The sequence below is a fragment of the Mycobacterium sp. 852002-51163_SCH5372311 genome (assembly GCF_001667115.1).
Taxonomy (GTDB): domain Bacteria; phylum Actinomycetota; class Actinomycetes; order Mycobacteriales; family Mycobacteriaceae; genus Mycobacterium.
Map to the genome: position 1 here is coordinate 63,220 of NZ_LZIJ01000167.1, position 12,163 is coordinate 75,382.

Below are 12,163 nucleotides of genomic sequence, written 5' to 3' on the forward strand. Positions count from 1 at the left end.
CATCTTTCGGCAGATCGTGATGTGAGTGCCCAACAACTTTGGATGAAGTACCAAGGCGGGATTGTCCCGTATAGCTGATAAGTTCCCTAACGTCAGCTTTGTAAGGGACGTTAGAATAAGCCTTATGCTGCTGTTTGACCGGGCTTTTCGGAAGCTCATCAAGCAGGGCGAGCTGATCGTTTCCGACGCGGACGGCAAAGTCTATCGCTACGGTGTGCCCTATCCCGGCCGCGACCCGGTTGCGGTCCGATTCACCACAAAGTCCACCTCGCGCAAGATCGTGATGGCACCGTCATTGGGCACGGGCGAGGCCTATATGGATGGCCGGCTGGTGATGGAGCAGGGCGACATCCATGCTTTGCTGGACCTCGTCACCTGGAACAACCGTTGGGAAAAGCGCAGCGATCTGCGCAATGTCGAAGCCAAGTCGCGGCTTCCGGGCGATCCATTCGGCTGGCTGCGCACCTATAACCAGGAGCGGCGCTCGAAGCGCAACGTGGCGCATCATTATGATCTGTCGGCGCGGCTCTACGATCTCTTTCTCGACTCGGACCGCCAATATAGCTGCGCCTACTTCACCGATCGCGACAATCCCCTCGAGCAAGCGCAGCTCGACAAGAAGGCGCATATCGCCGCAAAGCTTTACCTCAAGCCCGGCATGAAGGTGCTCGATATCGGCTGCGGCTGGGGCGGAATGGCGCTCTATCTCCATGAGAAGACAGGGGTCGAGGTGCTCGGCATCACCCTCTCGGAAGAGCAACTCAGGATCGCGCGCGAGCGAGCCGAGAAAGCCGACGTCGCCGACAAGGTGAAATTCGAGCTGATCGATTACCGGAAGGTCGCCGGCAAATATGATCGGATTGTGTCGGTCGGCATGTTTGAGCATGTCGGCCCGGCCTATTTCCGTACCTTTATGGCCAAATGCCGCTCATTGCTGGTCGAGGACGGGGTAATGCTGCTCCACACGATCGGCCGCATCGGTACCCGGCGTGCGACCGACAGGTGGACCACGAAATATATCTTCCCCGGCGGCTATATCCCCACCCTGTCGGAAATATCCGAGGCCGCCGAGTCTGCGTGGATGTGCACGAGCGACGTCGAGACACTGCGGCTCCATTATGGCTACACGCTCGAACATTGGTTGCGGCGGACGCAGGCGCACAAGGCCGAGATCGTCGCGATGTATGACGACCGCTTCTATCGCATGTGGGAGTTCTACCTCTCCGGCGCGATGGTCGGCTTCTTCAACCGCGCGATGGTTAATTACCAGGTCCAATATATTCGCGACCGCAACGCATTGCCGATCACGCGCGATTATATGGCCGAGGCCGAGGCACGGCTAAAGGTTTGACCCGTTCAATCGTTGGAGGCGGCTCGCTTGCGCGTCCGCTGCGAGCCTGTGCTACCCGTACGGGTTGGATACCGTGTAACGCGTCGGCGGATTCGCCTGTCGCCCAAACAAACTCACAACATTGTTCGTAACACAGGAGAGTCTGCACCAGGTTCAGGCTCCCGACGACCTTCACTTGGTCGTACCTGCCACGGATTTCCCGCATCGCGTCCGCACCGAGCTGCATGGTCGCTTCGCACCAGAGGTTGGGCCTGCCGACAAATGATCGACGCAAATCATCAGCCGTGCGTAATGCAACGGATTATGGTCACTTCGTGAGGCGCCGAACCGTCCTGACGCTACCCCTGCTGCTGGGGGTAGGTCCTATGCTGACAAAGGTGCCCCGTGCCGCCGCAGAGCAAAGCCGGTGGACGCCTGACCGAGCCAATCGCTGGTATCAAGCGCAAGCCTGGCCCGTCGGGGCCAACTACATCACCTCAAACGCGATCAACCAGCTCGAGATGTTTCAGGCCGACACCTTCGACCCGCAGCGCATCGATCGCGAGCTCGGATGGGCCCGGTTGCACGGGCTTAACGTGGTGCGGGTTTTCCTGCACGATCTGCTCTGGGCACAGGATTCCGGAGGCTTCCAAATGCGTCTCGCGCAGTTTGTCGCCATCGCGGCCCATCACCGGATCAAACCACTTTTTGTCCTCTTTGACTCCTGTTGGGATCCGTTCCCCAACCCGGGCCGGCAGCGCGCGCCGAGGCCCGGGGTCCACAACTCCGGTTGGGTGCAAAGCCCAGGTGCTGAACACCTTGATGACCTCGACTATCGTCGCACTCTGCGCAACTATGTCACCGGAGTGTTGAACCAATTCCGCACTGATGATCGCGTTTTGGGTTGGGACCTGTGGAATGAGCCCGACAATCCAGCGCGTGTATATAGCAAGGTCGAACGGAAAGACAAGCAGGAGCGCGTCGCCGACCTGCTCTCCTTGGTGTTCGGGTGGGCACGCTCAGTTGATCCATCGCAGCCGTTAACGAGCGGTGTATGGGACGGTGTGTGGGGAGATCCTCAGCGCCGCAGCACAATCGCCAGCATTCAACTGGACAACTCCGACGTAATTACATTCCACTCCTATGACGAACCAGCGGCTTTCGAAGCTCGCATCTCCGAACTTTCTCCAATGGGCCGGCCGATCCTTTGCACCGAGTACCTGGCTCGGACGCTCGGCAGCACCGTTGACGGAGTCTTGCCAATTGCGAAGCGCTACAACATAGGTGCCATTAATTGGGGTTTGGTCGCCGGAAAGTCCCAGACCTACCTGCCCTGGGACTCATGGGATCATCCCTACACGACGGTGCCGGAGCCCTGGTTTCACGATCTGGTCCAATCTGACGGAAAGCCCTACCGGGACACCGAAATTCAAACCATTAGCAAGCTGCGCAGAATCTAAATACTTCGCGCTGATGGCCGAACGGTCGGAGCCAACGTCCACTATGCGGCGGTGGACGGCCTTGGCCGCCACGCTGTGAGGATAAGCAGGCCAACCGGCAGCAGCACGGCGACCGTGAGCAGCATCGTTTGCCAGACCGCGGCCCCCGTCGTGAAGTGCTCCAGGTGTGTGAGATGAAAGATCAGGTGTGGGATGGCGAACAGCAGGTACGCGCCTAGCGCGATCCGCACCATGCGGCGCTCCATCGTGACTGCGGCGACAACGAATACGAGGCCGAGTGAGAGGTTCATGGCGCCGTAGTCGCGCATGAGGTGTTCGCAGAACGGCGGGATGAGGTCCACCCAGGGCACGTAGTCGTAGAACGCCCGAGGGGCCAGTGTCGCGACAAGCCCGACCACGATCTCCACGAAGGTGAGAAACCACACCCCGGCGCGAAGCACGATCAGCCGGGCGTTCACCGCGACGTCTTGCGTCGGTGATGTGGCAGGGGCAGGTAAGCGCGGATGGCGTCGCGGTATGGCCGTTGGCCGGCGGTGTGCTGTTCATTGAGGTATTGCTCGAAGGTGATCGTGCCGGCGGCGCGCTCCGGGGCTAGCAGCCCGCCGGCCCGTATCCCGCCAAACACCTTGCCGGGCAAGCGGATCGGGGCGATGGGTCGGCGCTTACCGACGACCGCCAGGTAGCTGCGGGCAAGTTCGTCGAGCGTACGGGCCTGCGGGCCGCCGAAATCCGGCGCACGCCCGATCGGCTCGCCCAGCGCCAACCGGGCCAACCGTTCGCCCACGTCGCGCACGTCGACCGGTTGGAACCGCAGGCCCGACGGCAGCGCGATGACCGGCGGCTTCGCGAGCATGCGCAATAGGAAGGCGATCAGATCGTGAAACTGGGTCGCCCGCAGCACCGTCCACGGCAGGCCCGACTCGGCGATCGCGCGTTCGTTGGCGAGCATCATGCGGTAGAAGACGAATGGGATGCGGTCGATTCCGACGATCGAGACATAAACCAGATGCGGTGAGCCCGCCCGTTTCGCCGCCGCGACCAGCTGCTCGGTGGGATAGACACAGTGCACGATTGTGTCGACGCCGTCCAGGGCCGCGTCGAGCCCATCACCGGTCTGCACGTCCCCCACGACATGGCGAACCTCGGTGGCCTGCTGGGGGCGCCGCCCGCGACTGAGAACGCGGACCTCCTCCCCCGCCGCCGTTAGGCTGTCGACAACGATGCGGCCCACGGTTCCCGTGCCCCCGGTTACGAGTACAGAGTTCGTCACACCCTATGAACCGGACAGGCCCGCAGGATGTGACAACTGCTCGGCAAGAAACCGCAGTTTGTCGGGATTGGCCACGATCCGCACCGCCGCTATCTGCTCGCCCGTGATCTCGAAGAGCAAGACACCGGCCAGCGTGTCGCCGTCGAATGCCAGCATCGCCGGCTCGCCGTTTACCTCGGCGGCATCGAGACGTAGCTGTGTCTGCGCCAGGTTTCTGGTGAACACCCGCGCCACGTACTGGGCCACCCGGTCGCGGCCCGAGATTGGGCGCCGGGCGGCCGCCACCTTGCCGCCGCCTTCGGCCGTGGAGGTCACATCAGCGGTCAAGATTTCGACGAGTCCGGCCACGTCGCCGGCGCTGGCGGCGGTGAAGAAGCGATCGACCAGGGACCGCCACTGCGCCCGATCCGGTCGGTGCACAGGTTGACGGGGTTCACCCAGTCGCTGCCTCGCTCGCCGGTACAGCTGCCGGACGTTGGCTTCCGACAGCTCGAGGATCTCGGCGATCTCTGAATGGCTGTACGCGAACGCCTCTCTCAGCACGAACGCTGCCCGCTCGTTGGGCTTGAGTTGCTCCATCAAGCTCAGCAGCGCGATGGACACCGACTCGCGTTGCTCGGCGGTTTCCTGCGGGCCGAGTGTCCGGTCGTCGGTAAGGATTGGCTCCGGAAGCCACGGGCCAGGGTAGACCTCCCGGCGAGCGCGGGCCGACGTGAGCCGGTTCAGGCATAGGTTCGTGACGGCCTTGGTAAGCCACGCTGGCAGCGATTCGATGAGCGCTGAGTCTGCGCCGTGTAGTCGCAGGTATGCATCCTGCACCGCGTCTTCTGCTTCGCTCGCCGACCCCAGCAGTCGGTAGGCCAACCAGAACAGGCGCGGCCGCTGAGCCTCGAAGTCCTCCACGAGGTCGGTCACACTGCCAAGACTGCCACGGCTCGAATGTCGCCGGATGTCTGCGAGCGCACAGTGGGTGCGGTCTCAAAGTCCGCGATCGAGGCGGACCCGCCGAGCGCAATCGCGCCCTGACGCGTCAGCCTCTTTTGCTTCGACGGGTGCCGGACGATGAGCATGTTTACAACTTCAATCCTTTCGGTGACCACGAGTGGCGCAGCACAAATCACGCAATGTGCGCTATGCAAATCACACAACGTGCGTTACGCTCAGCCGGTGGCGCAACTCACATTCCAGCGCGCCCGCACTGAGGAGAAGAAGCGTCAACGTGCGGAGGCCCTCGTGGAAGCCGCACGCTCGCTGGCCATGGAAACGGGCGTCGCGTCGGTCACCCTGACCGCGGTCGCCAGCCGCGCAGGCATTCACTACTCGGCGGTGCGCCGCTACTTCACCTCGCACAAGGAAGTCCTGCTGCATCTGTCCGCCGAGGGCTGGGTGCGGTGGTCGAATACCGTGTCGAAGAAGCTGGCCGAGCCCGGCGCGAAGTCGCCCTCTCGCATCGCCGAGACACTGGCCGAAGCACTGGCCGAGGACCCGTTGTTTTGCGACCTACTGGCCAACCTGCACCTACACCTGGAACACGAGGTGGACGCGGAGCGGGTCATCGAGGTCAGGCGGATCAGCACCGCGGCCACACTCTCGCTGGCCGATTCGATCGGAAGCGCACTGCCCGAACTTGGACGATCGGGCTCGCTCGACATCCTGCTGGCCGCGTACTCGCTGGCGGCGACGCTGTGGCAAGTCGCGAACCCGCCGGAGCACCTGACCAACGTTTACGCTGAGGAGCCCGAAGTGGTTCCGCCCGAGTGGAATCTGGACTTCGCATCCGCCCTTACCCGCCTGCTGACGGCCACCTGCATCGGCCTGATCTCGGAATCCTCATGAACTCGGAAAGGAGGTCGGAGCGCGGTGGCTTGGCGAACTGCAACCGGTGAAGACACCCGTGGTGAAGGACTTGAAGCGCCCATGACGATGACTGAGCCAAGGACCGAGCCACTACCGAAACAGAGCTTCGCCGGCAGCGAGGGCAAAAAGGTCGCCCCGCAACGCGCCAAGAAAAGGGGGCTTCTGGGGCGTTTCTGGCTGGTGCTCACGATCGCAGCTGTCGTCGCTGTATCAGGATTCGTGGTGTACCGGTTGCACGGCGTCTTCGGCGTTCGCAGCGGTTCGTTCGGCGGCGGCACCTCGGGCGAGGTCCTGGACGAGTTCAACGCCAAGACGATCACGCTCGAGGTCTGGGGCCCGCCGGGCAGTACGGCCACCATCAACTACCTCGACGAAAACTCCCATCCGCAGCAGGCCCTCAACGTGCCCTTGCCCTGGAGCAAAGTATTGAGTTCAACGAAGCCCGGCATCCCGGCAAACCTGGTGGCGCAAGGAGACGGAAGTTGGATCGCCTGCCAGTTCGTGGTGAACAAGCACGACGGGAGCGGTGACGTCATCAAGACTCCGAATCGCTCGGATCCCAACCAAACCGTGAACGCCTTCGTCTATTGCCTGGACAAGTCCGCATGAGCGAGCCGGCCGAGGCTGGTTCTGCCGCGCCGCCAATCTCGCAACCGCTGATCCCGCCGTTCCTGCCGCGGATGATCCACCGGCTGGCGCTCCCGATCGTCCTGGTGTGGTTGGGCATCGTGTTCGTCACCAACACCGTGGCCCCCCAACTGGAGGTCGTCGCCAAAACCCACTCGGTGTCGATGAGTCCGACCGACGCGGCGTCCTTTCAGTCGATGATGAAGGTCGGATCGACGTTTAAAGAGTTCAACTCCGACAACTCGGCCATGATCTTGCTGGAGGGCGACAAGCCACTCGGGGCCGAAGCGCACCGCTACTACGACGAGATCGTCAGGCGCGTCGAGCAAGACACGAAACACGTTCAGCACGTCCAGGATTTCTGGAGTGATCCGCTGACGGCGGCGGGTTCCCAGAGCCACGATCAAAAGGCCGCGTACGTCCAGGTTTACCTCGTTGGCAACATGGGCAGCGGGCTGGCGAACGAGTCCGCCGCGGCCGTCCGCAAGATCGTGGACTCGGTGCCCGCGCCGCCGGGAATCAAGGCATACGTCACCGGCGCGGGCCCGCTGTTCGCTGATCAGTCCCACGCGGGTGAGAAGGGCGTCGCGAAGGTCACGCTCGTCACCTTCGTGGTGATCATCGTGATGCTGCTGTTCGTCTACCGGTCGATCACCATCGTTCTGATCATGCTGGGCATGGTGTTCATCGAGCTGGCAGCGGCCCGCGGTGTCGTCGCGACACTCGGTAACTACGGTGTCATGGGGCTGTCGACCTTCGCCAATAACATGCTGGTGCTTATGGCGATCGCCGCTGGGACGGATTACGCGATCTTCGTGGTCGGCCGCTATCACGAGGCGCGTGGGCTGGGCGAGACCCGCGAAGAAGCGTTCTACACCATGTTCCACAGCACCGCGCATGTCGTGCTGGGATCCGGCTTGACCATCGCCGGCGCGATGTACTGCCTGAGCTTCTGCCGGCTGCCGTACTTCGAGTCGCTGGGGGTGCCTTGTGCGGTCGGCATGCTGGTCGCGGTGCTCGCGGCTTTGACGCTGGCTCCGGCAATACTGACGGTGGCTTCGTTCTTCAAGCTCATGGATCCGAAGCGCAAGCTGCAGACCCGAGGCTGGCGTCGCATGGGTACCGCGGTCGTCCGCTGGCCCGCACCGGTTCTCGCGGTAACCATCGCGGTCGCATTGGTTGGTCTGCTCGCCCTACCCGGTTACAAGACGGACTACGACAACCGCCACTTCCTGCCGGCCGACACCCCGGCCAATGTCGGTTATGCCGCCGCGGACCGACACTTCGACCAGGCTCGGCTCAATCCTGAGCTGTTGATGATCGAGACCGATCATGACCTGCGTAATCCGGCCGACTTCATCGTCCTGGACAAGGTCGCCAAGGCGGTCTTCCACATCCCCGGTATTGGCCGGGTGCAGACCATCACACGGCCGTTGGGCACGCCGCTCGACCACAGCACCCTCGGTTTTCAGATGAGTGCACAAGCCGCAGGACGGATCCAGACCCAGCACTATCAGGAAGAGCAGGCGGCAAACCTGCTCAAGCAGGCGGACGAGCTGCGCAAGACGATGGCGACGCTGCGTGAGCAGATGCGGGTCACCCAGGATCTCAGCAACACGACGCACGAAACCACGAGGCTCACCAAGGAAACCGTGCAGATCACCGAGGCGTTGCGCGACGACATCGCGACCTTCGACGATTTCTTCCGGCCGATCCGCAGTTACTTCTACTGGGAGAGGCACTGTTACGACATTCCGATCTGCTGGGCACTTCGGTCGATCTTCAACGCGCTCGACGGCATCGACCAAGTGGCCGAGAACATCGTGAACCTCAGCGCGAACCTCGATAAGCTGGATCAGATTCAGCCCAAGCTGGTGGCGCTGATACCGCCGCAGATCGAAAGCCAGCAGCGCAATCTCGACACCATCATGTCGAACTACGCGATCACGATGGGTCTCAACGACCAGGCGAAAGCGCAGGCCGACAACGCCACCGCCCAGGGCGATGCCTTCGACAGAGCGAAGAACGACGACACGTTCTACCTTCCGCCGGAGGCGTTCAAGAGCCCGGATTTCGCGCGAGGTCTCAAACAGTTCATATCGCCGGATGGACACGCCGTCCGGCTGATCATCTCCCATGAAGGCGACCCGGCGACTCCTGAAGGCATCAAGCACATCGAACCGATCAAGCAGGCCGTGCACGAGGCGATAAAGGGCACCCCCTGGGAAGGCGCCAAGGTCTACCTCGGCGGCACCGCCGCGACGTACAAAGACATGCACGACGGCTCCAACATCGACCTGCTGATCGCCGGAATCGCCGCAGCCACACTGATTTTCATCATCATGCTGGTGATCACCCGAAGCGTCGTGGCGGCCTTCGTGATCGTCGGTACGGTGTTGCTGTCGCTGGGCGCCTCATTCGGACTCTCCGTGCTCCTATGGCAGTACATCCTGGGCGTGAAGTTGCACTGGATGGTGCTGGCGATGGCGGTCATCCTGCTGCTGGCGGTCGGCTCGGACTACAACCTGCTGCTGATATCGCGGTTCAAAGAGGAAATCCACGCCGGGCTCAAGACAGGGACGATCCGCGCGATGGCCGGCTCGGGCTCGGTGGTTACCTCCGCCGGTCTGGTGTTCGCCGCCACCATGGCCACGTTCATGTTCAGCCCGCTGATCGTGATGGCTCAGGTAGGTACGACGATCGCGCTGGGTCTGTTGTTCGACACCTTGATCGTGCGGTCGTTCATGACACCGTCGCTGGCCACCTTGCTCGGGCGCTGGTTCTGGTGGCCACAGCACGTGCGTCCACGGCCGGCCAGCACCATGCTGCGACCGTACGGACCGCGTCCCGCCGTGCGCGAGCTGATCCTCGACGACGTCGACGAGCACCCGCCTGGCGGATTGGTACAACCGCGCTGACCTCACGTAGCGCGCGAGTGTCGAGATTCGCGCTAGCGCGCCAACGCTGCGATTCTTCGCCCTGAAAGGCGTCGTGGTTGTGACATCTTGCAAAGGGTCGAGACAACGCCGGTAAACTGGCGCCATCATTTCTGCAAGGCAACAGTTTGGAGCAATGGCCTCAGGATCTCGGCCGAAGTATGGAGCAATATGAAACGTCTTGTCTTGAGCGCGATGCCGGTGGCCACGTTTACGATTGCGGTTGCGGTGATGATCTCGGCGGCACCTGTGGCCCAGGCGCAAACGGATATCGAGACTAACTGCAAGAACTCCGGCGGCCAATATTCGTCGGAGGAGGTACAGCCTCATTTTGGCGCCAACCCCACTCTTATCGAGACATGTTGCACCGGCACCGGGGCCTCGGCAAAATGCGTTACCTACCGAGACGGTGTGCAAGGACCCACATACGGCGGGGGATGACCGGCAACAATCCCAGGTCCCTTCCTCTTGGCCGGGCGGTCCAAACTGATGCCATCGACCCGACAGCGAAAGCCCCTCTGCCTGAGATCCTCGGCAAGACTCCCGTGAATTGACAGCTTGCGGTGGTGTCGGAACCTTGCCCCGATCAGTTGCCGTCAGGGGGATACTCCCAGATATTGGTGTGATTCAACTCGTGGTGGTGCGCGCACACCATGACCTTGCCCTGTCCGTCCGTCGCAGGCGGTGCGCCCAGCGGACACTGGTCACCCGGCGAGGGTGCCAGCGGTGCCAACGTCAGCGCGGCAATCATTACGTATTTCATTGTTGCGCTCCTTCTCGCTACCAATAACACGGTCCCGACACCACCAGAGTTCGCGGTGATCCCTGCCCTCCGAGGAAGTGTTCGAGTCCGGCCGGGGTTGCTCGGGCTGCTCTAGCCGTGGGCAGAGTCCCCGAAACCAGCGGGCGGTTCCATCCACCACACGCGGCCTCTATTGCAGAAACACTTGGCGGGCTGTCGGTGGGGCGGGCGGGGCTCGAACCCGCGACCAACGGATTTTGAGTCCGCGGCCAGCGTCTCGGCGACCAGGAGAAATGGTTAGCCAAACCCCTTGAAATAGCTTGCGATACAACGAATATGGACGTTGCAGGTACGGATCGGACCTCAGAGTGTTGGGGTACTCACCCCCACCAGAACGACGTGGCGATCGCCACGTAGAGCGCGATGAGCACTGTCCCCTCGAACCAGGTCGATTCGCCGTCGAAGGTCACCAGCACCGCGACCAGCGCCGACATGATCATCGACGCCAACAGCAGCGGTGAGAACACCAGATCGAAACCAGGCTGGCCGAGAAATGCCGCCGCCAGGCAGACGATCGGGGCGATGGTGAGCGCGATCTGGACGGGCGACTGGAGGATCACCTGGACCGCGTAGTCCATCTGGTTCTTGGCCGCCAGCTGAATGCCGACGAAATTCTCCACCGCGTTGCCGGCGATCGCCACGATCACCAGACCGGCGAACACCTCGTTGATGCCCGCTGCATGCATCGCCGGCTCCAGGGCGGCGACGAACCATTCCGACACGAAGGCCGCACCGATCCCGGCGACGGCCAGCATGCCGATGGCCATCGCCAGCGGCCACTCCCCGTGTGCTGTCGCCACACTAGCGGCTTTGGCCGAATCGGGGCTGGCCACAATGGGAGACGACGCTCTGGAGGTTTCATGACCAACCTGCCCCACCGGGTCGACAGCACGCTTTCCGAGCGTGGCCGGCAGCGAGAGTGCGAACAGCGCAAGCATGACGATGGAGACGACGACCGACACCGCCCGCTCGTGCGGTTGCGCCGGGGTGTGTGTTGCAGCGGTGAGCGAGGGGACAGCGAGGATGAATACCGCGAGGGTGAACATCAATCCGAGGGTGCGTCCGTCGTCGGCGGCGAAGCGCTGGCGGCCGTGTCTGATACCGCCGACCACGAAGGACAGCCCGAGCACCAGCAGAGCGTTGGAGAGAATCGAGCCGACGATGGTGGCCTTCACCACCCCGTAAAGGCCTGCTTTGAGTGCGAACAGTATGACGAACAATTCGGGCAGGTTCCCCAACGCCGTCTGCAGTATCCCAGTCGCGTTGGGCCCGAGCCGGTCTCCGAGCGCCTCCACCGAACGGCCGACCAAAGATGCCAGCGTGGCCAACGCAAGCGCGGACACGATGAACGCCAGCACTGCATTCACGTGGGCGAAGTGCAGAACTCCGGTCGCCATGGCCGCGATCACCGTGATGGTGATCATGATGCGGTCGCGCCGGCTCAGCAGTGGGAGCCGTTCAGTGTGGGTGGTTGTCACGCGCCTCTCCTGCTCTGATCGCGCCGAAGTTTTCCAGAATCGCACGGTTCGCGTTTAAAAATCGCCACTCGCGACCAAGCAATGGCCGATGCTAAGGCGATTAGCTCTGTCACTCGATGCGTCGATACAGCAGGGTGTCTGGCGGATATGGCAGTTCTTTCCAAATCTCGTGCGGCAGCTTTACAGACGGAGTCGAACCTTGAATTGAGGTTTTCTCGCTGGTCAGGCTAGGCAAAGAGCACTAATTGGACTAGCTGGAGCACCCGCACTGACGGTTTGGTGGGTCTATTTGCTGGGGCGGGCGTGTCTGACACCAGGCGGTGGGGCTGTTCAGAGTCGGTTGATTCTTGACGTTTCTGTTTCGGTTGTTTCTTGACACTCGTTGTTATAGCTAGGTCTGCGT

Annotated in this window: 10 protein-coding genes and 1 tRNA gene; 5 read left to right on the plus strand and 6 right to left on the minus strand. The window is 62.3% G+C overall.

Annotated features, from left to right (window positions below):
• Positions 1-124: 124 nt before the first annotated feature.
• Together A5791_RS18630 and A5791_RS18635 are read left to right on the plus strand one after the other, a co-directional pair.
• Positions 125-1,351, plus strand: coding sequence for a cyclopropane-fatty-acyl-phospholipid synthase family protein (locus A5791_RS18630; protein WP_067239997.1), 1,227 nt, complete (start codon positions 125-127; stop codon positions 1,349-1,351).
• A 314-nt stretch (positions 1,352-1,665) separates the two neighbouring features.
• Positions 1,666-2,790: a 1,4-beta-xylanase gene (locus A5791_RS18635; protein ID WP_067240030.1), complete on the plus strand. Its 1,125-nt coding sequence runs from the start codon at positions 1,666-1,668 to the stop codon at positions 2,788-2,790.
• A gap of 41 nt (positions 2,791-2,831) precedes the next feature.
• Here A5791_RS18635 and A5791_RS18640 read toward each other — a convergent pair whose 3' ends face one another.
• The 3 genes from A5791_RS18640 to A5791_RS18650 are packed head-to-tail and all read right to left on the minus strand — an operon-like array spanning position 2,832 to position 4,975.
• Complete coding sequence (locus A5791_RS18640; protein ID WP_231995955.1) at positions 2,832-3,248, minus strand: hypothetical protein; 417 nt, start codon at positions 3,246-3,248, stop codon at positions 2,832-2,834.
• Positions 3,245-4,060, minus strand: coding sequence for an SDR family oxidoreductase (locus tag A5791_RS18645; RefSeq protein WP_067240000.1), 816 nt, complete (start codon positions 4,058-4,060; stop codon positions 3,245-3,247). Before A5791_RS18645 ends, A5791_RS18640 begins: the two co-directional genes overlap by 4 nt.
• A gap of 3 nt (positions 4,061-4,063) precedes the next feature.
• Positions 4,064-4,975 carry an RNA polymerase sigma-70 factor gene (locus A5791_RS18650; protein ID WP_067240002.1) on the minus strand — a complete coding sequence of 304 codons (912 nt, stop codon included), beginning with the start codon at positions 4,973-4,975 and terminating at the stop codon, positions 4,064-4,066.
• A gap of 234 nt (positions 4,976-5,209) precedes the next feature.
• Between A5791_RS18650 and A5791_RS18655 the strand changes: the two genes are divergently transcribed.
• The 3 genes from A5791_RS18655 to A5791_RS18665 all read left to right on the plus strand — a co-directional run bounded on the left by A5791_RS18655 (position 5,210) and on the right by A5791_RS18665 (position 9,462).
• Complete coding sequence (locus tag A5791_RS18655; RefSeq protein ID WP_156661494.1) at positions 5,210-5,896, plus strand: TetR family transcriptional regulator; 687 nt, start codon at positions 5,210-5,212, stop codon at positions 5,894-5,896.
• 81 nt (positions 5,897-5,977) lie between these two features.
• Positions 5,978-6,526 (plus strand): MmpS family transport accessory protein, encoded by a 549-nt coding sequence (locus A5791_RS18660; protein WP_067240005.1) that lies wholly within the window; start codon positions 5,978-5,980, stop codon positions 6,524-6,526.
• Positions 6,523-9,462: an RND family transporter gene (locus tag A5791_RS18665; protein ID WP_067240013.1), complete on the plus strand. Its 2,940-nt coding sequence runs from the start codon at positions 6,523-6,525 to the stop codon at positions 9,460-9,462. Before A5791_RS18660 ends, A5791_RS18665 begins: the two co-directional genes overlap by 4 nt.
• A 604-nt stretch (positions 9,463-10,066) precedes the next feature.
• On the opposite strand, the gene A5791_RS26570 is transcribed toward A5791_RS18665, so the two are convergent.
• From A5791_RS26570 to cax, 3 genes are all read right to left on the minus strand, one after another.
• A complete protein-coding gene (locus tag A5791_RS26570) occupies positions 10,067-10,243 on the minus strand; it encodes a hypothetical protein (protein WP_156661497.1) in 177 nt (58 codons plus the stop codon).
• A 199-nt stretch (positions 10,244-10,442) separates the two neighbouring features.
• A tRNA-Leu gene (locus A5791_RS18675) sits at positions 10,443-10,507 on the minus strand.
• Between the two features lie 95 nt (positions 10,508-10,602).
• Positions 10,603-11,760: a calcium/proton exchanger gene (cax, locus tag A5791_RS18680; protein WP_082967008.1), complete on the minus strand. Its 1,158-nt coding sequence runs from the start codon at positions 11,758-11,760 to the stop codon at positions 10,603-10,605.
• Positions 11,761-12,163 lie beyond the last annotated feature (403 nt).